The organism is Advenella mimigardefordensis DPN7 (assembly GCF_000521505.1).
Lineage (GTDB): Bacteria > Pseudomonadota > Gammaproteobacteria > Burkholderiales > Burkholderiaceae_B > Advenella > Advenella mimigardefordensis.
This window is the reverse complement of the sequence record NZ_CP003915.1, coordinates 2,222,465-2,244,111: the sequence shown is the minus strand read 5'-3', so window position 1 is coordinate 2,244,111 and position 21,647 is coordinate 2,222,465. Positions and strand designations below refer to the sequence as shown.

Annotated in this window: 23 protein-coding genes; 3 read left to right on the top strand and 20 right to left on the bottom strand. The window is 54.0% G+C overall.

Annotated elements, in window-relative coordinates; genetic code table 11:
- Positions 1-167: 167 nt before the first annotated feature.
- The 7 genes from MIM_RS10330 to mltG form a co-directional block, all read right to left on the bottom strand.
- The gene (locus MIM_RS10330) at positions 168-1,469 is read right to left on the bottom strand and encodes a Glu/Leu/Phe/Val family dehydrogenase (RefSeq protein ID WP_025372681.1); all 1,302 of its coding nucleotides are present in this window, start codon (positions 1,467-1,469) and stop codon (positions 168-170) included.
- Between the two features lie 166 nt (positions 1,470-1,635).
- Complete coding sequence (locus tag MIM_RS10325; RefSeq protein ID WP_025372680.1) at positions 1,636-2,427, bottom strand: hypothetical protein; 792 nt, start codon at positions 2,425-2,427, stop codon at positions 1,636-1,638.
- Between the two features lie 12 nt (positions 2,428-2,439).
- Entirely contained in the window at positions 2,440-3,096 is a 657-nt protein-coding gene (locus tag MIM_RS10320; protein ID WP_025372679.1) for an ankyrin repeat domain-containing protein, read from the bottom strand.
- A 93-nt stretch (positions 3,097-3,189) separates the two neighbouring features.
- Complete coding sequence (locus MIM_RS10315) at positions 3,190-3,957, bottom strand: TatD family hydrolase (protein ID WP_025372678.1); 768 nt, start codon at positions 3,955-3,957, stop codon at positions 3,190-3,192.
- Between the two features lie 12 nt (positions 3,958-3,969).
- Entirely contained in the window at positions 3,970-5,031 is a 1,062-nt protein-coding gene (holB, locus tag MIM_RS10310; RefSeq protein WP_025372677.1) for a DNA polymerase III subunit delta', read from the bottom strand.
- A gap of 6 nt (positions 5,032-5,037) precedes the next feature.
- Positions 5,038-5,667 carry a dTMP kinase gene (gene tmk / locus MIM_RS10305; RefSeq protein ID WP_025372676.1) on the bottom strand — a complete coding sequence of 210 codons (630 nt, stop codon included), beginning with the start codon at positions 5,665-5,667 and terminating at the stop codon, positions 5,038-5,040.
- Positions 5,664-6,677: an endolytic transglycosylase MltG gene (gene mltG / locus MIM_RS10300; protein WP_025372675.1), complete on the bottom strand. Its 1,014-nt coding sequence runs from the start codon at positions 6,675-6,677 to the stop codon at positions 5,664-5,666. Before mltG ends, tmk begins: the two co-directional genes overlap by 4 nt.
- A 219-nt stretch (positions 6,678-6,896) precedes the next feature.
- On the opposite strand from mltG, the gene ygfZ reads away from it, so the two are divergent.
- Positions 6,897-7,871, top strand: coding sequence for a CAF17-like 4Fe-4S cluster assembly/insertion protein YgfZ (ygfZ, locus tag MIM_RS10295; RefSeq protein ID WP_025372674.1), 975 nt, complete (start codon positions 6,897-6,899; stop codon positions 7,869-7,871).
- Here ygfZ and MIM_RS10290 read toward each other — a convergent pair.
- The 3 genes from MIM_RS10290 to MIM_RS10280 all read right to left on the bottom strand — a co-directional run bounded on the left by MIM_RS10290 (position 7,868) and on the right by MIM_RS10280 (position 9,986).
- Positions 7,868-9,016, bottom strand: coding sequence for an enoyl-CoA hydratase/isomerase family protein (locus MIM_RS10290; RefSeq protein ID WP_025372673.1), 1,149 nt, complete (start codon positions 9,014-9,016; stop codon positions 7,868-7,870). The two genes, ygfZ and MIM_RS10290, sit on opposite strands and share 4 nt — an antisense overlap.
- A 156-nt stretch (positions 9,017-9,172) precedes the next feature.
- A complete protein-coding gene (locus MIM_RS10285) occupies positions 9,173-9,559 on the bottom strand; it encodes an RnfH family protein (protein ID WP_042070211.1) in 387 nt (128 codons plus the stop codon).
- Complete coding sequence (locus MIM_RS10280) at positions 9,552-9,986, bottom strand: type II toxin-antitoxin system RatA family toxin (protein WP_042070209.1); 435 nt, start codon at positions 9,984-9,986, stop codon at positions 9,552-9,554. Before MIM_RS10280 ends, MIM_RS10285 begins: the two co-directional genes overlap by 8 nt.
- A gap of 166 nt (positions 9,987-10,152) precedes the next feature.
- Between MIM_RS10280 and smpB the strand changes: the two genes are divergently transcribed.
- Complete coding sequence (smpB, locus tag MIM_RS10275; RefSeq protein WP_025372670.1) at positions 10,153-10,614, top strand: SsrA-binding protein SmpB; 462 nt, start codon at positions 10,153-10,155, stop codon at positions 10,612-10,614.
- A gap of 271 nt (positions 10,615-10,885) precedes the next feature.
- On the opposite strand, the gene MIM_RS10270 is transcribed toward smpB, so the two are convergent.
- From MIM_RS10270 to ppsA, 4 genes are all read right to left on the bottom strand, one after another.
- Positions 10,886-11,812: an SPFH domain-containing protein gene (locus tag MIM_RS10270; RefSeq protein WP_407638157.1), complete on the bottom strand. Its 927-nt coding sequence runs from the start codon at positions 11,810-11,812 to the stop codon at positions 10,886-10,888.
- Positions 11,813-11,833: 21 nt separating this feature from the next.
- Positions 11,834-12,289, bottom strand: a complete 456-nt coding sequence (locus MIM_RS10265) for an NfeD family protein (protein ID WP_025372668.1) — start codon at positions 12,287-12,289, stop codon at positions 11,834-11,836.
- Between the two features lie 89 nt (positions 12,290-12,378).
- The gene (locus tag MIM_RS10260; RefSeq protein WP_025372667.1) at positions 12,379-12,708 is read right to left on the bottom strand and encodes an FKBP-type peptidyl-prolyl cis-trans isomerase; all 330 of its coding nucleotides are present in this window, start codon (positions 12,706-12,708) and stop codon (positions 12,379-12,381) included.
- A 224-nt stretch (positions 12,709-12,932) separates the two neighbouring features.
- Positions 12,933-15,299: a phosphoenolpyruvate synthase gene (gene ppsA / locus MIM_RS10255; protein ID WP_025372666.1), complete on the bottom strand. Its 2,367-nt coding sequence runs from the start codon at positions 15,297-15,299 to the stop codon at positions 12,933-12,935.
- Between the two features lie 144 nt (positions 15,300-15,443).
- On the opposite strand from ppsA, the gene ppsR reads away from it, so the two are divergent.
- Entirely contained in the window at positions 15,444-16,289 is an 846-nt protein-coding gene (gene ppsR / locus MIM_RS10250; RefSeq protein ID WP_025372665.1) for a posphoenolpyruvate synthetase regulatory kinase/phosphorylase PpsR, read from the top strand.
- 81 nt (positions 16,290-16,370) lie between these two features.
- Here the strand turns inward: ppsR and MIM_RS10245 are convergent, their stop codons facing one another.
- The 6 genes from MIM_RS10245 to fabZ form a co-directional block, all read right to left on the bottom strand.
- Positions 16,371-17,144: a TrmH family RNA methyltransferase gene (locus MIM_RS10245; protein ID WP_025372664.1), complete on the bottom strand. Its 774-nt coding sequence runs from the start codon at positions 17,142-17,144 to the stop codon at positions 16,371-16,373.
- A 74-nt stretch (positions 17,145-17,218) separates the two neighbouring features.
- Positions 17,219-18,292 (bottom strand): fatty acid desaturase, encoded by a 1,074-nt coding sequence (locus tag MIM_RS10240; RefSeq protein WP_025372663.1) that lies wholly within the window; start codon positions 18,290-18,292, stop codon positions 17,219-17,221.
- Positions 18,293-18,505: 213 nt separating this feature from the next.
- A complete protein-coding gene (rnhB, locus tag MIM_RS10235; RefSeq protein ID WP_025372662.1) occupies positions 18,506-19,162 on the bottom strand; it encodes a ribonuclease HII in 657 nt (218 codons plus the stop codon).
- Entirely contained in the window at positions 19,143-20,312 is a 1,170-nt protein-coding gene (gene lpxB, locus MIM_RS10230) for a lipid-A-disaccharide synthase (protein WP_025372661.1), read from the bottom strand. Before lpxB ends, rnhB begins: the two co-directional genes overlap by 20 nt.
- Positions 20,309-21,103 (bottom strand): acyl-ACP--UDP-N-acetylglucosamine O-acyltransferase, encoded by a 795-nt coding sequence (gene lpxA / locus MIM_RS10225; protein ID WP_025372660.1) that lies wholly within the window; start codon positions 21,101-21,103, stop codon positions 20,309-20,311. Before lpxA ends, lpxB begins: the two co-directional genes overlap by 4 nt.
- Positions 21,100-21,558 carry a 3-hydroxyacyl-ACP dehydratase FabZ gene (fabZ, locus tag MIM_RS10220; protein WP_025372659.1) on the bottom strand — a complete coding sequence of 153 codons (459 nt, stop codon included), beginning with the start codon at positions 21,556-21,558 and terminating at the stop codon, positions 21,100-21,102. The genes lpxA and fabZ overlap by 4 nt, the downstream gene beginning before the upstream one ends.
- Positions 21,559-21,647: the final 89 nt, after the last annotated feature.

The window sequence follows — 21,647 nt, the reverse complement described above, 5'->3', positions numbered from 1 at the left end:
TGACAGCAGTTCGGGCAAAGCCGGGAGGATAGCCATCTCCGCAAGGCTCAGATAATAGCATGTTGCCCGCGCCCCGGACAAGGTTGCCTGTCTGGCGCGCGTCTGTTTACAACACAGCAATATCTGGTCGCAGGATCGGGCTGACCCTGCGACCACAAGAATGCAGATCAGGGGTACAGGCCACGCACTTCGCGTGATTCCAGGATCCGCGAGCACGCCACAATAAAGGCTGCCGTACGCAATGTGACCGAGTTATATTTAGCCACCTCGGACACTGCACGATAGGCTTCGCGCATCAGGCGTTCCAGTCTGTGATTGATTTCGTCTTCTGTCCAGAAAAAGCTGGAGAAATCCTGAACCCATTCAAAATAACTGACCGTCACACCGCCGGCATTGGCAAGTACATCGGGTACCACATATACGCCCTTTTCGGTCAGGATATCATCGGCTTCGGGCGTGGTCGGGCCGTTGGCGCCTTCCACCACGATTTTGGCATTGACCAGATTGGCGACACGGGCATCAATCTGGTTTTCCAGAGCGGCCGGGATCAGAAAGTCGGTCTGCACCGACCAGAAGTCGTCAATAGCCACTTCTTCTGCACCTGCAAAGCCCTTGATGCCGGCATGTTTTTCCACGTGTGCCAGCAGTTCATGTACCTGAATACCATTGGTGTTCCGGATTGCGGCTGTATGATCCTGTACGGCAACCACTTTGGCACCCGCTTCAAAAAAGAGGCGTGCTGCCGTACCACCCACATTACCAAAACCCTGAACTGCGACGCGAGCGCCTTCAACCGACAGATTCAGATCTCTGGCTGCTTCACATCCGACCACAAACACGCCGCGGCCGGTGGCTTCAACACGACCCAGGCTACCGCCCAGGGAGATGGGTTTGCCGGTAACAACGCCGGTCGCTGTCGCGCCTACGTTCATGGAATAGGTATCCATCATCCACGCCATGGTTTGTGGATTGGTATTGACGTCGGGTGCAGGAATATCTTTGGCGGGGCCGATAATGACGCCGATCTCGCTGGTGTAGCGCCGGGTCACTTTTTCCAGTTCCGCCTTGGAATAATTCCGGGGATCGATACGGACACCCCCTTTGGCGCCGCCGAAAGGCAGATTCACCGCTGCATTCTTGATCGACATCCAGGCTGCCAGCGCCATCACTTCCGACAGGCAGACGTCCTGGTGAAAACGCACCCCGCCTTTACCCGGACCGCGCGACGTATTGTGCTGCACCCGATAGCCTTCGAAGTGAGCAACAGTGCCATTATCCAGTTCCACGGGGATATCGACAATCAGTGACCGCTTGGGACGTTTGAGCGTTTCAACCCAGCGTTGCAGTGACCCCAGATACGGTGTAACCCGATCCACTTGTTGCAGATAGATGCCCCATGCCCCCAGATCTTCCGAATTCAGGTAGGAAGGTAAGGCGTGTTGGCGGTTGCTGGATGTATCCTGGCTCAAAATCGTCTCCTTGACATGATCAGATAAAGCACAAGTGTAACGCTAAGTTGATGCGTCCCCGTTTTTGCTTATCAAAAATTAAATAGGGACGTAATAAATGTATGTTTCAAACCATAGCAAATTGCATCGCACAACAGGAAAGCACGTTACCCGTGACGCCGCCGCCTTACTGAATGCTGTTGATAACCACCCGGGTTTTCTTGCTGCCACGCGTCACTACCGATTCCATCGTCAGGCCTTTTTCGGGACAGTACCAGTCTGTCACCTGTGCGGTACCGGAGTGCGTTGCATTACCGTTGCCTGCCGGTGCACCGCTAAGGTTACCACCAGACGTGGTTGCCGTATAGCTTACCGGCATGCATTGCAGTGTGCCGACAGACGTCTCGTGGCTCTGCAGGTTGCCAACCTTTCTGGGGCCGGTGGAAATGGAGGCATTGCTAACATTAATCTGATTCAGGGGAATGCCATTTTGCAGGGTCACCGTCAGGTTGACATTTGACTGACCAGACATCGGCGCAAGCGTATCGCCCGGGTTGACGATATTGGCTGGCTTAAGAAAGAAGCCGGTTAACGCGCTCTGAACCGAGGTCTTCATCAGCGTATTCATGAGCCCCGAGGCATCAAATGAGCCATTGAGCGTAGACCTGCCCTGCTCCACCGTCAGCGTGAAAGGTCCGGTGCCCTGAATCCGTTGTCCGGCAATCGGCGCGTCGGCGTCAACGGTTAGCTGGGCAGTACATTGATTCGCACTTACCCGGTTAACCTGATTGACCAGTACCGAAAATCTGGCTGTTGCCCCGTCCACCGAGCCAGACAGACGGGTATTGGCAGCAAGCCAGGGGCTGTCGCAATAGCTCTGCTCTGCGTGAGCAACCCCTGCAGCCAACGCACACGCCACACCCACCGCCACAGAAAGGGATGACATGGCGGCCACACGGGATTTCAAATACCAGGTCATGATCGCTTGTCCTTATTTTGTACCCAAGGCGTTAAGAACGTCACTGTTACCCAATTTGCGAGCCATATCCAGCGCGCTCACGTTCTTCTGGTTGATCGCTCGCGGATCGGCACCCGCGGCAACCAGTGCCCGCACCGTATCGGCGTTCTTCGAGGCGACCGCCATCAGCAACGGTGAACTGCCATCCGGTGCCGGCGCATTGGGATACGCACCCTTACTCAGCAGGAATGTAACCACGTCTGCATGCCCTTTGGACGCCGCGTAATGTAAGGGTGTCCAGCCCAGACGATTCACTTTCGCTCCGCGCGCAACCAGTTTCTGCACGCGTGGCAGATCGCCAATAATCGCCAGGTACATCAGAGGCGTTTCACCCGTGCGGTTCACGGCATTGACATCTGTCTTGGGATTCGCAGCCAGCGCATCGAACACGCCCATTGACTGGTCGCGGATGGCCTGAATCAGCGCAGGTTCACCATTTTCGTTAACCACATTGGGATCGGCTCCCTGCGAAAGCGCCTGAGTCACTTCGCTGGCGCGATTGTTTTTAATGTCATTCCACAAGCCGCTACTGCCGCCGGCGGTTGCTGCGCACGCACTGACCGCAACGGCCAGCATAGATGCCAATACCGCTTTTTTCAGTACCAGACTCTTGCTCCTGTAATACATCATGTATATCTCCTAATTCTATGAATTAATTAAGATAATTTAAATAATTGTAAATTTAAAACAATCGTACAAAACTTAAACCAATATATCAAATAATCATTGTATCTTTTTGAATAAATTGAAAAAATTGTTCGTTGTTGCTTCAGCCACTTCGTTTACCGGGATTTGTTTCAATTCGGCGATTTTTTCGGCAACATGAATCACTTTGGAGGGGTCGTTGAGCTTGCCCCTATACGGTACCGGCGCCAGATAGGGCGAATCGGTTTCAATTAGCAGTCGATCCAGTGGCATCAGGCGCGCCACTTCCTGCAGTTGTACGGCATTCTTGAAGGTGACAATGCCTGAAAGTGAGATATAAAAATTCTGTTCCATTGCCCGCTGAGCAACGTCCCAGCTTTCAGTGAAACAGTGCATGACGCCGCCACAACCGGCTGCATTTTCTTCACGCATCAGTTGCAAGGTATCTTCTGCAGAGGAGCGCGTGTGAATGATCAAGGGCAGCCCTGCTTCATTGGCAGCACGAATATGGACCCGAAAGCGGTTGCGCTGCCAGTCCAGCGGCTCTGACAAACGATAGTAGTCCAGGCCGGTTTCGCCGATTGCTACGATCTTGCGGTGCCGGGCATGGCGACACAGGGTTTCCACATCGGGTTCCGGCGTGTCCTCATAATCAGGGTGCACACCTACCGAACCCCAGAGATTGTCATGGGTATCGATCAGACTGACAATCCGTGGCCAGTCGGGCAGATTCACGCTCACACACAGGGCGTGACTCACCTGATTGCGTTTCATATTGTCGAGAATGCCAGGCAGATTTTCCTGCAACTGCGGGAAATCGAGATGGCAATGAGAGTCTACATACATAACACGTTCCGTTTATCCATTTTTAGACAGGCAGGTGACACACACGCGCTGCAAGACAGACTGAATGAACAATCTGGCATTCAGCGGGTGATCTGCAATGCGCTGCTGTCGCGCGAGCCACACAGAGGTTTGGCTGATTCTGGTTGCGCTCAGCTCGGCCGCCATCGCCTTAATGAATGGAGCCAGGCGCGGAAAATAACGCAGTGGCAGGCCATTGCTTTGCAACATCAGGTCGGTAAAGAGGCGTTGTAACGATCCCAGCCATTCTTCGGGCTGTAATTTTTCCAATTTGGGCAGGTATTCTGCCATATCGGGCATGGTTCTGTCGGCCAGGGTTTGCGCAAACGAACCCAGCCAATAGCTGACGGGTTCCGTACTGGAGCTACTGAGTGTGAGCGCGCCTACCGGCGCACCGCCGCTGGCATGCAGCCAGGTGTCAGCATCCGATTCGGACAGCCCCTGCGTCTGCAGCCAGGCCAGCCCCTCGTCACGCGCGGGCATGGGCAGACAGAGCCGGCGGCATCGCGACAACAGCGTGGGCAATACTTTATCCGGCGCGTGAGAAACAAACAGGAAAACTGTGCCCGGCGCAGGCTCTTCCACTGATTTGAGCAGGTAATTCGCCGAGGCGGTATTCAGGGTTTCAGCAGGAAACAGAATAATGACACGCATGCCGCTGCGGTGCGTGGTGACGCTGAGCAGCGAATCCAGTTGTCGGACCTGGTCGATACGGATCTCACCCGATGCTTTTTTGGTCGTGGTCTCGTCTTTCGTATCCGATGCCGTGGCAGCTTCCTGCAAGCCATATTGCTGGGCCAGCCTGTCGGGTAGCACCAGACGCAGATCGGGATGCGCGTCATTGGCAATCCAGGAGCAGGATTCACAGGTCCCGCAAGCCAGGCCCCCGCTTGGTCGCTCACATAGCAGACTGGCCGCCGCTGCGCGCGCGAAAGTAAGTTTGCCAATACCAGGCGGGCCGTATATCAGCCAGGCATGCGCAAACCGTTCGCGGTCACTCAACCAGTTACCGGCGCTCGCGATTTGCCAGGGGAAAAAGGAAGCGATCGCTGTCATGAATGATTACCCTTGTGCAGCATGCTGTGCCAGTCTGGTTTTCACCAAGTCCTGCAGTTGCTGCGTAATGTCGGCTTTGGGCCGGCTGGAGTCTACTGTATAGAAGCGGCCAGGATCGGCACTGACCCGCGCATGATATGCCGCGCGGACACGCTCAAAAAAGGCACTGCCCTCGCGTTCGAAGCGATCCTGTTCACGACTTTTTTCCAGGCGTTCGCGCGCCACTTCCAGGGGAACATCAAAAAGGATGGTCAGGTCTGGCTGTAACTGCTGCTGGACCCAGTTTTCGAGAATTTGAATGCGCTCCGCAGGGAAATGACGTCCGCCACCCTGATAAGCATAGGTTGCATCAGTGAAGCGGTCACTAATCACGATTTTACCAGAGGCCAGGGCAGGCGCGATCACGGACAAAATGTGTTCCTGTCTGGCGGCAAACATCAGTAACGTTTCCGTTTCCATGTGCATGGACTCTTTCAAAAGCATGGCGCGCAGGGCTTCGCTGATGGGCGTCCCCCCCGGTTCCCGGGTCATCACCACTTCGTGTCCCAGCGACTCGCACAGCTCGCGCAAATGGCCGATATGCGAGCTTTTACCAGCGCCGTCCACGCCTTCGAGTGTGAGAAAAAAACCCTTCATTGTGTGCCCTTTTTCAGGATATAAGTATTGACGTTGCGGTTGTGTCCGCGCAGATCTTCAGAAAACTCGCTGGTACCATCGCCCCGCGACACGAAATACAGGTACTTATGCCGTTCGGGGTGAACCGCCGCCTGCAGTGACAACAAACCAGGGCTGGCTATCGGTGTAGGCGGCAGTCCTCCCCGCGTATAGGTATTCCAGGGCGTATCGGTGGTCAAATCGTTTTTGGTAATAACGCCCTGGTACGCTTCCTGCATCCCGTAGATAACGGTAGGGTCGGTTTGCAGCAGCATCTTTTTGTCCAGACGGTTGACAAACACCCCTGCGACCCGACGACGATCCATTTCATGCCCGGTTTCCTTTTCGATGATTGAAGCCAGAATCAAGGCATCATAGGGCGTTTTTAATGGCAGGTTACTATCGCGAGCGTCCCACACTGCAGCAAGGCGTTGCTGCCCTTCGGTATAGGCCCGCCTCAGAATATCCATATCGGTGTCACCCGGTACAAAAACATAGGTATCGGGAAAGAACAGCCCTTCAGGGCTGTCATAGGGAACACCCAGCTTCTCGAGAAGCTGGGCATCACTCATATTATCCAGCGTCTGCGTAATATTCGGATTGTTTTTCAGGGTTGCGCGAATCTGCCGATAGGACCAGCCTTCGATAATCTGAAACCGGCTTTTACTGGTCTGCCCCGCCGCCATACGAGTCAGCAGGTCTACCGGCGTATCGCCTCGCTTGGCTTCATACGCGCCGGCCTTGAGTTGCCGATCCTGGCCGGTATAGCGCGCATACATAACAAACAGATACGGTTCAATCTGGATGCCTGCGGCGGCCATGTTCTGGGCGACCGATGCAATCGTGCTGCCGCGCGGCACGCTGTAATCGATCACATCGGCGTTCATGGGGGCTGGGGTTTTGGTCCAGTGCCACACCTTGCCCGCAAGACCTGCGGCCAGCAGCAGGACGCAAATTAAGAACGAAAAAATAATATATTTGAATAATTTCATGAGTACAAATAAGGATCCGCCGGGCCTGACATCTACAGACCGACTATTGTATCAGGCACCGGAGGTCGCGGGCGGCGCCAATCTGCCGGGAATCCCTGATCCCTTCATTGTTTAGCCGCAAAAACCCTATTCAATACGTTACGATATCAGGCATGATAATCAGAGCGAGACCCGATAGCCTATTGCCCGGGTTGCACTGCTATAAAAAGGAATGATTTTATGTCTACGGAACCTAGCGGTTTCACCCCAGATACGCCGCTGCACATTACCCCTCTTTCCGAATACCGCATTCTGACGATTCGCGGCGCCGATGCCCAGACATTTCTGCAGGGACAGTTTACTCAGGACGTTCAGGCAGCTACAACGGATTCGGCCCGGCTGTCTGCCTATTGCACGGCCAAGGGTCGCATGCTGGCCAGTTTTATTTTCTGGCAACAGGCCCAGCCTCAGGCACCGCAAGATATCGTCTATCAATTGATGATACGCAGCGATATTGCGGAGAGCTTTGCCAGGCGCTTACGGATGTTCGTATTGCGCGCCAAGGTCACAATAGAAGAGACAGCGCTCACGCCCTACGCCTACTGGGCGGGTGAAAACACGATCTTGGATACGCCACTGGCCCGCCCCGAACCCTGGCAGATTATTGCAACTGAATCCATGCTCCAATTCGGACTACCTGCTACTGGCGGCCTGCAGCGTGGCATTCTGATTGCCGAGAAGGGTATTGCGTCAGTTCAGGCGCAGACTGGCCTGCCGGCGCAATGGGCGGTTCTGGATATTCTGGCCGGTCTGCCGTGGGTGGAAAAAGCCAGCCAGGAAATGTTCATCCCCCAGGATTTGAACCTGGATGCCATTGGCGCGATCAGTTTTACCAAAGGCTGCTATCCAGGTCAGGAAGTGGTTGCCCGCAGTCATTACCGGGGCAAGCTGAAGCGCCGCATGCTCAATGGCATCTGTCATAATCCGCCAGCCGCAGCCGTCGCCCCGGGAACCGACATTACAGACAGCACAAATACAAAAGAACCCAGTGGTCAGATTGTGAATGCGGCAACACTGGCCGATACGCTCTACCTGCTGTTTGAAGTGCGACTGGAAGCGGCGGAACATAATCAACTCGTGCTGGGCGATGAAAATGGCCCGGCGATTACACAGTTGACTATACCCTACCCACTGGATAAGCCTGCCCTGGCCTAGATCCTGACCTGGCCCAGATCGGCCAGCGGACTATCTGCTGCACTAGGCCAGGGGCAAGCCAGCAAGGCGTCGATCTCGGCTGGGGTAATCTGCTCAATGCTTGTCGGCTGCCACTGCGGATTTTTATCCTTGTCCACCAGTAACGCCCGTATGCCTTCCTGCAATTGCCCGTGCGCACAACAATTGAGCGCCACATTGTATTCAAGTTGAAATACCTGTGCGAGTGACAGGTGCAGCGCTCGCTCTTGCAGCGTAAGACCCAGTGCAACCGAGAGCGGCGCACCCTTGAGCATGGTCTGTGCCGCGCGTACCAGCCATGGATCAGCATGATCGGCCAGCGCCGCGAACGCACGATACAGGCTGGAAATGTCACGATTGTTGCAGAGTGCGCTCAGCAAGGCATAATGCGTCTGCAATGGCCCCGCATCCAGCGTTGCAGCCGCACTGTGCTGTGTTAGCACCTCGTGGATGTGCTGATCAAGCTGGCGCCTGCCTGCAGTTTGAGCCATATCTACACGTTCCAGGTCGGCAATGATGGCAGACCAGTCTGCATGACGAACGCAATAATCGGCCATGCCGGTGAACAGGGAATCGGCCGCGTTTAAAATGGCGCCGGTAGCGGCCAGAAAACGGCCTATACGACCGGGCAGGTGATTCAGGTCCCAACTGCCCCCAACATCAGGAAACAGACCGATGGTCACTTCGGGCATGGCCAGTCGCGATGATTCGCTGACCACGCGATGCGACGTGCCGGCCATCAGGCCGATCCCACCGCCCATCACAACACCGTGGCCCCAGCAGATAATCGGCTTGCTGTAGGTGTGGATCTGATAGTCCAGACGGTACTCGACAGCAAAAAATTGGGCAGCATAGGCATTGTCCGCAGCCGGTTTACCAGCATTCTGCTGCATGCTGGCATACATCTGATGCAAATCCCCGCCTGCGCAGAAAGCCTTTTCCCCTGCCCCTTCGAATATGACAAATGCGATAGAGGGGTCCTGCTCCCAGCGCGTTAGTTGATCGGTCAGCAACTGGCACATGTCAAGCGACAGGCTATTGAGCTTGGCTGGCTGATTCAGCGTGGCAACACCGTAGCGACCCTGGCTGGCTAAAGGTTTTTCCTGAAATAAAACGGGGGCGGTCATTCTGTCTCCTTCTGTCCTTCTGTTATACCTATTACCGGATTGCTATCATCCGGCTGATGTTTCTATGGCTGTGCGTATTGTCTGTGCGTATTGTGTCAGTCCAGAGCGACATTCACCCGCAGCCAGGCTGGCAACCATTATATATGGCGCGCGCCGTTAATCATTTCCCTTCTTGTTATTTACAGGGGTAGACCCCATATACTCCTGCCAGGCCACCTTGCTTTTCTTCAGATGCTTGCGTTTAAGAATACCGGCCTTGCGGTGGGCAGCACGTCTGCGCCGTGACTCCATGGGATCAAAGGTCAGCTGGCGATATAATTCAACGCGATCACCCATGCGCAATACATAATCGGGCGACTTGCGCACGCCGAACACGCCGATGTCGGCAATATCTGCAGCGGTAATATTACATGCAGCATATACATCCGATGCGTTAATCGCTTGTTCAATGGTGCTGCCACAAGGCAAGGTGATGGTAGACAGCCACACCTGAGCAGCTGAATGCGCATAGCAAACGGTAATGGTCATCTGCTCTTCAGGCATAAATCTGCTCGGCCCGTTTGGTAAAGGAGTCGATGAAGCTATTGGCAATACGGTTGAACACCGGTCCCACCAGCATTTCAAGGGAACGGCTGTTGAAGGCATAATCCAGAGCAAACTGCACCTTACAGGCATCCGGCGCCAGTGCGATAAATTCCCAGGTTCCATTCAGGGCAGAGAACGGGCCATCTACCAGATGCAGATGGATCTTATCTGGAAAGTGATGCGTATTGCGGGTGGTGAAGGTTTGCTTGAGCCCGGCAAAACTGATCGTGACTGATGCTGTCATGCCATTGTCATCCTTTTCCAGCACCTGCGATCCGCCGCACCAGGGCATGAACTCAGGGTACTTTTCGACGTCTGCAACCAGAGCAAACATATCGGGAGCGGAGTATGGCAGCAAAACGGAACGATGAACGGTAGTGGACATGAATTAATTGGCAACGTTGGACAAGTGACAAGCAAAATACGCCTGCAGTGTAATCAACAAGCAGCACAAGCGGGTTGATTCAATTACAATTGCGTGAAATCATTGCATTTTGCGCGATTAAACAGATCCCTATTTTAACGGGTCAAATCCATTTATAAAATCAAACATGAGCATTACCGACAATCGCAAGGCAACCCACGATTATTTCATTGAAGAGCGCTTTGAAGCGGGTATCGTTCTGGAGGGCTGGGAAGTGAAGTCCATCCGGGCGGGCCGCGTACAACTTGGCGAGAGTTATGTCATTGTGCGTGACGGCGAATTACAGTTGCTGAATATGCATGTCAGCCCGCTGGCGACTGCCTCAACGCATATTCACCCCAACGCGACCCGTACTCGCAAATTACTGCTGCACAAGAACGAGATCAATAAACTCATTGGTAAGGTGGAAATCCGCGGCTATACGCTGGTGCCACTGAATCTGCACTTTCGCAATAGCAAAATCAAGCTTGAGTTTGGCCTGGGTAAAGGTAAAAAGCTGCACGATAAACGGGACAGTGCCCGTGACAAAGACTGGCAGCGCGAGAAAGAGCGGATTATGAAACACGATACCCGCAGACGTGATTCCTGATTCAAATCAATCAAACCCGCATTACCGACATCACTGGCATAACGCCCTGACCGTGAACAAAATGCCCTGAGGCACCCAGTCTTTTTCCAAAGCCAATTTCTGGCGACAAGCAGAATCACACCCGTGGTCCTGCTTGCGGAGCCCAGAACAACATTCCCGAAACGCTTCTGCACCAGCAGCGCTGCCCCGAGTAGCTCCGCCCCGGGTAGCGCCGTCCCGATCAGTGCTTTTCGGAATAACTGCGCCCGGAATGGATCAGGCCGAAACGCCCCTACTTGCCCTGCCCGGTCGCCTTGACAACGGTCATGGCCGACGCGATCAGTCCTCCTACATCGGACAGATTGGCCGGCAAAATGAGGGTATTGCCTTCTTTGGCCACATTCGCAAACGCATCAACATAATTTTCCGCTACGCGCAGATTGACCGCTGCCATTCCACCGGGCTGTTCGATTGCGTGTGCCACCTGTCCGATCGCCTGGGCGGTGGCCTCGGCGATGGCCACCACTGCCGCCGCTTCACCCTGAGCCTGATTGATCTGAGCCTGCTTCTCGCCTTCAGAACGAGCGATGGCGGCTTCGCGCTCACCGGTGGCAATATTGATCTGCTCCTGCCGGCGGCCTTCTGAGGCGGCAATCAGGGCGCGTTTCTCACGCTCTGCGGTAATCTGGGCCTGCATGGCACGCAGGATCTCATTAGGAGGCGTCAAATCCTTGATTTCGTAGCGCAACACCTTGACACCCCAGTTGGTTGCCGCTTCGTCAAGTGAAGAAACGATGGTGCTGTTGATTGCTTCCCGTTCTTCAAAGGTTTTGTCCAGTTCCATGCGACCGATGACCGAGCGCAAGGTGGTTTGTGCCAGTTGCGTAATAGCCGAGATGTAATTGGACGAGCCATAGGAGGCAAGCATGGGATCGGTAACCTGGAAGTAAATAACACCATCAACCTGCAACTGGGTGTTGTCTCGGGTAATGCAGATCTGGCTGGGGACATCCAGTGGGATTTCTTTTAGCGAGTGTTTATAGGCTACCCGGTCAACAAAAGGAATGATAAAGCGGGCACCCGGCGACAGCGTGCGGTCATACCGGCCCAGCCTTTCAATAATCCACGCATTCTGTTGCGGTACGATGGCAATGGACTTGACCAGAAATACCAGTACCAGCACGACCAGTATGGCGAGAAAAATAATTGAAGTATCCATAATCATAATAGGACTCCTGAACTACGAGCTGCTTGATGTTAGGGGTCGTTCCGATACCGGTGTGACGATGAACACGATGCCGTCAATATCGACAATGCGATAGCCACCGGGAGCAGGCTTGCCATTCACCGCGGGGTCCAGCCGTACCTGCCATTTCGCGCCGCGGTAATGGACCTCGGCTGTGTTGATGGGAGACCAATCCGTGACCTGTACCATCTGGCCGATATCCAGATTGAGATCGGTATTCCGACTCGCGCCATGACGCGAGCCACGTTTCATGAGGCCACTGGATTTGAGAATAAAAAATCCTGCAATGCCCAGTACACTGAAAGCAAGCAGTTGCCACGCAAGCTCGCCACCCAGCCAGGTCACTACGCCCGCGCCGGCAGCGGCAACAGCAACCAGCAACAGAAAAAAAGTACCGGTGAGCAGCTCAAGAATAAGTGCGATGGCCGCAACAACAAACCAGATCCACATAATTGCTTTCCTGCAATAGATGCGCACCACAATGGTCCGCATGCAGGAGTACGGCAGTCGGGCGCTGACTACCGCACTCCCGGCTACTATCAATTGATACCGAGCAATTCCACTTCAAACACCAGCGTTGCATTAGGTGGAATAACGCCACCTGCACCGCGCGTACCATACCCCAGCTCTGCCGGAATAGTGAGCTTGCGGGTACCGCCTACTTTCATGCCCTGCACACCCTGATCCCAGCCTTTGATGACGTGGCCGGCACCCAGCGGGAAAGAAAATGGCTGACCACGATCCTTGCTGGAGTCAAATTTCTGTCCGTTGTCTTTAAGCCAGCCGGTGTAATGTACCGACACCTGTTGGCCGCTTTTAGCCTCTGGCCCACTTCCTTCGGTCACATCTTCAATAATAAGTTCGCTCACGTGTATTTTCCTGAATACTGGGTAAAACCTAAGTGTACCGTAAGTCGCTGCCGCATTCGATAAAAAAGCCCGCTCCCGTCCGGGATTGGCAGGCCCAATGAAACGGGCACCCATTTTCTGATCTACAACCAGAAAAGAAGGTGCCCGTTAATGCCGTAGTGGCAATAATGACCGCTCTGGGCCGCTATGCGCTACCCAGAGACAGCGCATTGGCAATGGCCGGGTTAACTGGCCAGTTTCTGCCAGGTGTCAACAACCGTGTCAGGGTTCAGCGACATGGTCAGAATACCCTGCTCTTTAAGCCATACGGCCAGATCAGGATGATCGCTGGGGCCCTGTCCGCAAATACCAACGTATTTATTGGCTTTTAGGCATGCCTGGATCGCCCGCTGCAACATGAACTGCACCGCTTCATCACGCTCGTCGAAATCGGCAGCCAGCAGTTCCATACCGGAATCACGATCCAGTCCCAGTGTAAGCTGAGTCATGTCGTTCGAACCGATAGAGAAACCATCGAAATACTCCAGGAACTGGTCGGCCAGGATGGCGTTGGATGGGACTTCGCACATCATGATGACGCGCAGGCCGTTTTCACCGCGCTTCAGACCGTTGTCTGCCAGCAGGCCGATGACTTTTTCTGCCTGATTCAGCGTGCGCACGAATGGCACCATGATTTCGACGTTGGTCAGACCCATGTCATCGCGAACAAAGCGCAGTGCTTCACATTCCATGCGGAAGCATTCTGCGAAATCGTCGGCAATGTAGCGTGAAGCACCACGGAAGCCCAGCATCGGGTTCTCTTCCTCGGGCTCGTAGCGAGAGCCGCCTACCAGCTTGCGGTACTCATTGGATTTAAAGTCGGACAGACGAACGATAACGGGTTTGGGATAGAATGCAGCGGCAATCGTTGCAACACCTTCAGCCAGTTTTTCGACGAAAAAGGCACGCGGGCTGGCATAGCCACGTGCAGCTGATTCCACTGCCTTTTTAAGTTCGGCATCAATGTTCGGATAATCCAGCACCGCTTTGGGATGCACATTGATATTGTTATTGATGATAAATTCCAGACGCGCCAGACCCACCCCGCCGTTAGGGATTTGGGAAAAGTCAAAAGCCAGTTGTGGATTGCCCACGTTCATCATGATCTTGACCGGAATCTCGGGCATATCGCCACGACGGACTTCTTCCACTTCGGTTTCAAGGAAACCGTCGTAAATCCGGCCTTCGTCACCTTCTGCGCACGAAACAGTGACTTCAGCACCTTCTTTGAGGTCTTCTGTCGCTGTACCACAACCGACAACAGCAGGAATACCCAGTTCACGGGCGATAATGGCCGCGTGGCAGGTACGACCGCCACGATTGGTGACAATGGCCGAAGCGCGCTTCATGACCGGTTCCCAGTTCGGGTCTGTCATGTCAGTGACCAGCACATCGCCAGCCTGGACCTGATCCATGTCATTGATGTCTGAAACCACTCGGACCTTGCCAGAGCCGATTTTCTGACCAATGGCACGACCGGTGATCAGCACCTTGCCGGTTGCTTTCAGTTTGTAGCGCAACTGAACGTCACTACCGGTTTGCTGGGATTTCACTGTTTCGGGGCGAGCCTGCAGAATATACAGTTTGCCATCGATACCATCGCGACCCCATTCGATATCCATAGGGCGCTGGTAGTGTTTCTCGATAATGACCGCATAGCGTGCCAGCTCAATCACTTCGTCATCAGTCAGTGAGTAACGATTGCGTTCGGAAACGGGTACTTCGACGGTACTGACGGCATTTTCGCCGGGCTTGCGCTCCCCGTTGAATTCCATTTTGATCAGTTTGGAGCCGATGCGGCGACCCACGATCGGGTATTTCCCAGAAGCCAGTGTGGTCTTGAACACATAGAATTCGTCGGGATTGACGGCGCCCTGCACAACCGTTTCACCCAGTCCGTAGGAGGAAGTGATGAACACAACGTCGTTGAAGCCAGACTCGGTATCCAGCGTAAACATCACACCGGCGCTACCCTTGTCGGAACGCACCATGCGCTGGATACCGGCAGACAAGGCCACGTCTGCATGCGCATAGCCTTTGTGAACACGGTAGGAAATCGCACGATCGTTATACAGGGAGGCGAAAACGTGGCGGATTTTATCCAGCACGTCATCAATACCCGCTACGTTCAGAAAGGTTTCCTGCTGGCCGGCAAACGAGGCATCGGGCAAATCTTCAGCAGTCGCTGATGAACGTACGGCAAATGAACCCTTGCCATCGGCATCCAGCTCGGCGTAGGATTGACGAATCTGCTTTTCGAATTCTTCAGAAAATGGCGCCTCTGTAATCCAGTTGCGGATTTCGGCACCGGCCTGAGCCAGTTCGCGAACATCTTCCGGGTTCAGTGAGCTAAGACGATCAGCGATGCGCTTGTCCAGCCCGGAGGATTTGAGAAAATCGCGGAAAGCATCGGCAGTGGTGGCGAAACCGCCAGGTACACGAACCCCGGCGCTGGCCAGCTGACTAATCATTTCGCCAAGCGAGGCATTTTTCCCGCCAACTGAGTCAACATCCGACATGCGGAGTTTCTCGAATGGAACAACATACGACATTTAAGTCACCCTTAGATTAAAATGAAAGCTTATTTGATTAAAAAATGCGCAATTTTCTAATCAAATAAGCCTGAAACTATCGGCCAGGTACAAAGTACCATGATTGTACCGTCTTTTTCTACACTCACAGGATCAAATTGGAACATGCCAGAATCACAAAAAAAACGGACGGTATTCATCGTATCAGACGGCACGGGCATTACGGCAGAAACCTTCAGTCACTCGGTACTGTCGCAATTTAGCGCGGATTTTGATTTCACGCTATTACGCGAACCGTTTATTACGTCCGAGGAAAAGGCAGCCAAGGTCGCCGAAAAAATCAACGCCACTGCCCTGGAAGAAAACACGCCACCGCTGCTGTTCAGCACCCTGGTCAAACCTGAAATCCTGGCTGTCGTACAGCAGTCCAATTGTATTTTTCTGGATATTTTCGGGGCCTGCGTCAGCCAGCTTGAAACAGCACTGGACACCAAATCCCGCCCAACCATCGGTTTGTCACATCTGAGCGCCAGCTCCAAACAATACCGCAACCGTATTGAGGCGATCAATTTTACCCTTGCCCATGATGACGGCCAGTTCGTGCACGGCCTGAAAGAGGCCGACGTTATTCTGGTGGGAGTGTCACGTTGTGGAAAAACCCCCACCAGTCTTTACCTGGCCATGCAATATGCCATCAAGGCGGCCAATTTCCCTCTGATTCCCGAGGATTTTGAGCGTGGCGCGCTGCCCAAGACGCTGCTCCCCTATCGCAACAAGCTGTTCGGCCTGTCCATTCAGCCGGATCGCCTGTCCGAGGTTCGAAACGAACGTCGGCCTGACAGTCAATATGCGTCGATCAAGCAGTGTTTATATGAGGTCGGCGAAGCCGAACGCCTGATGAGACGAGAAAGCATAGAATGGCTATCGACCACGACCAAATCCATTGAAGAAATTTCTACAACGGTGATCCAGATACTGGGTCTTAAGTCTCCGTCGACAGGCTCCTATTGAAGTTCCGCCGCAAGGCCCGCGCCAGATGGCAGCGATCGGCCTTGCAAGGTCCGGCGTTGCAAGGATTGACAACGCAACCAATCAGCCGCGCATATGCTGGCGGCGCTGCTCGAATAGCAGAATCGCCGTCGCAACGGCGGCATTGAGCGACTCCACTGCATCGCTTTGCGGGATAAAGATACACTGGTCGGCAACCGTCAGGATATCGGGATGAACACCCTGCCCTTCATTGCCGACAACCCACAGACAGGCCGCGGGCAGCGCGTCCTCATACAGGCTGCGCGCGCCGGGCACAAGCGACGATGCCAGTATCGGCATATCCAGCCGGTCCCGGATATCCGGAAAATGCTGGTGCTCGTAAATATCCAGTGCAAAATGGGCGCCCTGCGCACTACGCAATACCTTGGGAGACCAGGCGCCAACACAGCCTGCTGACAGCAATATATCCTTGACACCAGCGGCAGCGGCCGTACGCAGAATCGTGCCCAAATTGCCTGGATCCTGCAGACGGTCCAGCCACAAGGCGGTGGTTGACAGCCGGCTGATGGCCGCAGGAACGGGACGCGTGGCGACAAACATGATGCCTTGCGGGGTTTGGACTGTGGCAATCGCATTAAATAAGGCGTCGGCAAGCAGATATTGGCGGGCCGTATCGGTGATCGCCAGCAGACGGGCAATCTCCGGTCGATCGACCGCAGAGGCTTGCACCAATACCGACTCGGGTGGATCATAGCGCTTCAGCCACTCTTCACACAGGTGCACACCTTCGAGCAGGATGCGGGTCTTGTCCCGTCCCGCCGCGACCTTCATGGCCTGCCGGACCACCAGATTGTCTTTTGACTGAATGTTTTTCATAAAAAATATCCCTGCTTAAGCAGGGATATTAACGCATTTCCGTTGCAGACCAAACCAGCTTGTCTGCACTTTATTTAAACGACGTCGGGCGATTTGTTACCGTCAAAATCAGTCCAGTATCTTTCCTGGTAGTTGTAGAGCTTGCACGCCTTGATGGTACGGAAATACCACGACCAGCTGAACATCTGAATCACGATTCGGCTGGGCAACATTTCTTCCAGCGTTTTCTGCGCCTTCTTCAGCTTGTACAGGGGAATACTCATATCAACGTGGTGTGCAGTGTGTTCCATGATATGGTGCATCAGGGCGCCGAACTTGAAGCGGAACATCATATGCACAGTCGTTGAAACGAACGGCTGCGCCTTGGCCCAGACGGCACGGTTATCATGCCAGACCACGCGGGTGTGCGTGTGCTGGATATAAACCACAAAGCCGATCATGTAAAACCAGAACAACAGTGGAATGAACCAGGCACATAGCACCAGCAACAATGCCGACTGTCCGGTTGCATGGGCGGCATAAAGCACGCCGCCAAGCCAGGCCAGGCCAAAAATACTAACCAGCAGGCCATCCCAGAAGAACACTTTGCGCTGGGTACCCATATAACCTTTTGTGGGGAACATCATGCGGTTCCACCAGATCTCTATAATGTAATAGATCCCCGCGCCCAGCGGGCCGCGATACACCCGCTCCATAAAGCGCCGCATGGGAGAAAGCGCGTCGTATTCTTCTTTTGTCTTGGGGCACCAGACAAAATCCATACCCTTGAGATTGGTAAAACCGTGGTGAACCACATTATGTCCCACATCCCACAAACTGTAAGGCGACACGGCCGGCAGAAAAGCGAGACGGCCAATCCATTTATTGAGCTTGCGGTGCGGTGTCAGGCTTTGGTGGCAGGCATCATGGCCAATGATGAAGAGACGACCAATCACAAAACCGGCAACCAGCGCACAAATGAGCTTGAGCCACCAGGCCGACAGAAAGATCGTACCGGCCAGCAGGGCCAGCAACAAGGTGTAATCAACAAACAGCAGCAGAAACGCGCGAAACGTATTCTGTTGCGAGATGGGAATCAGCCAACTGCGAATAATTTTCCGGTGTGGCAATTCTGCATCGGGCGCAATAGGAGTAAATTTCGTTTCCATTATGTAATTTTCATGTCGGGTATCCCCGCAAATAGGCAATACATATTGTACTGGTAATAGGCTTCAGCTACGTGTCAATTTAATGCAATGTTTTATTTAGTGCACGTTTCAGGAAGAAAAACCGATTTTCGGTGCATTCTGCAGCCCATTTACAGACATTAACGCTCGATTTAACAATTCGAACGCGTGGATGTGGAGAGAGTAGTTCCGATTCTACGCCAAAATACCCTCTCTTGTCTGCACCGTTATCAGTTTACGGATCGGGGCGAACGTGCTGCGGTGCACCGGACAGGGGCCGTGGGCTTTCAGGCGCGCCAGATGCAGCGCAGTGCCATATCCCTTGTGCTGGTCAAATGCATACTGCGGATACTGCTCATGCAATTGCAGCAGTTGCGCATCCCTGGCTGTCTTTGCCAATATAGAGGCCGCTGAGATGCAGGCATGCAGGGTATCACCCTTTACCACCGCGTGGCATGGAACACCCAGACCCTTAGGCACCTGGTTTCCATCAATCAGGGCCAGCTCTGCTGTCAGTCGTTCCCCGGAGGCTGTCAGCCCTTCAAGAGCGCGCTTCATTGCCAGCATTGTCGCAGCCAGAATATTTAACTGGTCGATTTCCGCCACAGAGGCGCTGGCGATGGACCAGGCAAGGGCTTCTTCACGAATGCACAGTGCAAGGCTTTCACGTCGGGCGGCCGACAGTGTTTTTGAATCCGCCAGTCCGCTAATTGGCCGCTCCGGATTCAAAACAACGGCAGCCGCAAAGACATCCCCGGCCAGCGGCCCCCTGCCCGCTTCGTCGATACCCGCCGTCATGCGTGGTAGAGGCAGATTACCGAACAGGGGCAGGTCAGCGTTGGGCTGTCGCAAGAATCGCCTCCGCTGCCAGTCTTGCCGTGTCGCGATTGAGCTCGCGGTGCAGCTGACGAAATTTTTCTTCAGTTTGTGCTATATACGTGGTGTCGGTCAGTGCCCGAACGCAGGCGCTAGCCAGATTGGCCGGCGTGGCGGCCTCCTGCAGCAACTCGGGCACCGCAAATTCACGCAGCAAAACATTGGGTAAGCCGACCCATGGCAGCGAGGGGCCATCCTGCCCGGCCTTCCATTCCATCAGCCGGCGCATCAGCGGCGTGAGTACATAAGAAATAACCATGGGCCGCTGAAACAGGGCTGTCTCCAGCGTCGCCGTCCCACTGGCAACCAGTGCAGCATCACAGGCCTCCATAATGTCCCAGGCGATGGGATGGTCAGCCACACGATTGCGAAAACAGTGCAGATTTTTCACCGGATAGCGCTGGGCAATCACGTTAAATTGTGCCTGACGGGCCTCGTTAACCAGCGGCACAATAAACCGCAGCGCAGGATCCTCTTTTTGCAGAAGGCTGGCCGCCTGCAGGAAACGCGGGGCCAGTTCGGCAACTTCCGAAGCCCGGCTCCCCGGCAAAATAGCCAGTACCTTTCCGTCCGGTTCGAGGCCCAGGCGCAAACGTGCCTGCAGTTTATCGGGTTGGACAGGGATCTGGGCCGCCAGCGGATGGCCCACGTAGGTGACCGGTACGCCTTCCTTGCGATAGATTTCTTCTTCAAAAGGAAACAGCACCAGCATATGGGAAACTGCCTCACGGATCTTGTGAATTCTCTCGTAACGCCAGGCCCAGATGGATGGACCCACAAAATGAACCGTAGGAATACCGCGCTGGCGAATATGATGCTCGAGCCGCAGATTGAAATCAGGCGCATCGACACCAACAAAGACATCGGGCCGCAGCTTTAATACGGAGGATCGAAAGCGCAAATACGTGTGAATAAGCCGGGGAAGATTTTTTAACGCATCCACGTAGCCGAACACGGACAAATCGTCCATCGGATAGTGCAGTTGCATTCCCTGCTGCTGCATCTCGGGACCGCCGATGCCGGACGCCTGCAGCCCCGAATCACGCGCGCGTATGCCTTGTATGATCCTGGAGGCGAGCAGATCACCCGAAGGCTCGCCCGCCACCATTGACAATACCAGACTCATCCCCGGCTGACGCCCCGCGAGGCTGTTTCGAAGAAGTGTACAAACGGCTCCAGCACGCTGGCAGTATCGGGATGATCTTTCTGATAGCGAACGATTTCTTCTGTCGCTTCAATGGTGCTCAGCTTGCGCATATAAATGATTTTATAGGCGTCTTTGATGGCGTGAATCTGTTCTGGCGTAAAGCCACGGCGCTTGAGCCCCTCGGAATTGATGCCGGCTGGCCGATAAGGTTGTCCTGCGCCCAGAATGTAGGGTGGAATATCCTGACGAATCGCACTCATGCCACCAGTCATGGAATGGGCGCCGATATGAATATACTGATGCGCAGCAGAACTGCCGCCGACAATAGCCCAGTCGTCGATATGAATGTGACCGGCCAGCTGAACGGAATTGGCCAGGATGGTGTGGCTGCCGATCTGGCAATCGTGGGCAATATGAACGTATGCCATGATCCAGTTATCATCGCCCAGGCGTGTTGTGCCTACGTCCTGTGTCGTACCGGTGTTAATGGTCACAAACTCGCGGATGGTATTGCCATCGCCAATTTCCAAAGAGGTTTTTTCACCGGAATATTTCTTGTCCTGCGGATTACCACCAATAGAACAAAAACGATAGAACACGTTGTTTTTGCCGATCGTGGTCAGCCCGTCGATGACGCAATGTTCGCCAACAACGGTGCCTTCGCCAATCGTGACATCGGCGTGAATGACGGAATAGGCACCTACCCGCACGGAAGGATGTAACTTTGCGCCATCATGAATAATGGCGGTGGGATCAATAAGTTTGGTCATTGCTCGTCCAGATCACGAATTGCGCACATGATCGCAGCCTCGGCTACAACTGCCCCGTCGACGGTGGCACGTGCACTGTATTTACAGATGACTTTGCTGATACGGTCAGCAGTAACTTCCAGTTGAAGCTGGTCTCCAGGAATGACAGGCTTGCGAAAACGCGCACCGTCTACGCCGACCAGATAGTAGGCCTTGCGTGAAATATCGTGTTTGCAGGAACCATCCTCTTCTGCAAAGGAAAAGATAGCCGCAGCCTGGGCCATCGCTTCTATAATAAGCACACCAGGCATGACCGGCCGACCCGGGAAATGTCCGTTGAAAAATGGCTCATTTACCGTCACATTCTTAATGGCAATAATGCTTTTACCCGGCACCATTTTCAGGACTCTGTCTACAAGCAGCATCGGATAGCGATGTGGAAGCCGCGCCATAATGCCTTGAATATCTACTTGCATGAATAATCCTGTAATTGAAATCGATGGTTATAGGGATGGGGGTATTTTAGACAATTTCGCTGGAAAATAGCGAGGCTTCGACGATCGGC

What these genes read in the sequence shown, in the direction of transcription:
- MIM_RS10285 (WP_042070211.1), bottom strand. Translation starts at nt 9,559, where the DNA reads ATGCCTGAAGAGCAGATGACCATTACCGTTTGCTATGCGCATTCAGCT.
- MIM_RS10325 (WP_025372680.1), bottom strand. Translation starts at nt 2,427, where the DNA reads ATGACCTGGTATTTGAAATCCCGTGTGGCCGCCATGTCATCCCTTTCT.
- smpB (WP_025372670.1), top strand. Translation starts at nt 10,153, where the DNA reads ATGAGCATTACCGACAATCGCAAGGCAACCCACGATTATTTCATTGAA.
- ppsA (WP_025372666.1), bottom strand. Translation starts at nt 15,299, where the DNA reads ATGTCGTATGTTGTTCCATTCGAGAAACTCCGCATGTCGGATGTTGAC.
- MIM_RS10280 (WP_042070209.1), bottom strand. Translation starts at nt 9,986, where the DNA reads ATGTCCACTACCGTTCATCGTTCCGTTTTGCTGCCATACTCCGCTCCC.
- ppsR (WP_025372665.1), top strand. Translation starts at nt 15,444, where the DNA reads ATGCCAGAATCACAAAAAAAACGGACGGTATTCATCGTATCAGACGGC.
- MIM_RS10265 (WP_025372668.1), bottom strand. Translation starts at nt 12,289, where the DNA reads ATGTGGATCTGGTTTGTTGTTGCGGCCATCGCACTTATTCTTGAGCTG.
- tmk (WP_025372676.1), bottom strand. Translation starts at nt 5,667, where the DNA reads ATGAAGGGTTTTTTTCTCACACTCGAAGGCGTGGACGGCGCTGGTAAA.
- MIM_RS10290 (WP_025372673.1), bottom strand. Translation starts at nt 9,016, where the DNA reads ATGACCGCCCCCGTTTTATTTCAGGAAAAACCTTTAGCCAGCCAGGGT.
- fabZ (WP_025372659.1), bottom strand. Translation starts at nt 21,558, where the DNA reads ATGCAAGTAGATATTCAAGGCATTATGGCGCGGCTTCCACATCGCTAT.
- MIM_RS10315 (WP_025372678.1), bottom strand. Translation starts at nt 3,957, where the DNA reads ATGTATGTAGACTCTCATTGCCATCTCGATTTCCCGCAGTTGCAGGAA.
- MIM_RS10320 (WP_025372679.1), bottom strand. Translation starts at nt 3,096, where the DNA reads ATGATGTATTACAGGAGCAAGAGTCTGGTACTGAAAAAAGCGGTATTG.
- ygfZ (WP_025372674.1), top strand. Translation starts at nt 6,897, where the DNA reads ATGTCTACGGAACCTAGCGGTTTCACCCCAGATACGCCGCTGCACATT.
- MIM_RS10245 (WP_025372664.1), bottom strand. Translation starts at nt 17,144, where the DNA reads ATGAAAAACATTCAGTCAAAAGACAATCTGGTGGTCCGGCAGGCCATG.
- lpxA (WP_025372660.1), bottom strand. Translation starts at nt 21,103, where the DNA reads ATGACCAAACTTATTGATCCCACCGCCATTATTCATGATGGCGCAAAG.
- lpxB (WP_025372661.1), bottom strand. Translation starts at nt 20,312, where the DNA reads ATGAGTCTGGTATTGTCAATGGTGGCGGGCGAGCCTTCGGGTGATCTG.
- MIM_RS10240 (WP_025372663.1), bottom strand. Translation starts at nt 18,292, where the DNA reads ATGGAAACGAAATTTACTCCTATTGCGCCCGATGCAGAATTGCCACAC.
- holB (WP_025372677.1), bottom strand. Translation starts at nt 5,031, where the DNA reads ATGACAGCGATCGCTTCCTTTTTCCCCTGGCAAATCGCGAGCGCCGGT.
- mltG (WP_025372675.1), bottom strand. Translation starts at nt 6,677, where the DNA reads ATGAAATTATTCAAATATATTATTTTTTCGTTCTTAATTTGCGTCCTG.
- MIM_RS10270 (WP_407638157.1), bottom strand. Translation starts at nt 11,812, where the DNA reads ATGGATACTTCAATTATTTTTCTCGCCATACTGGTCGTGCTGGTACTG.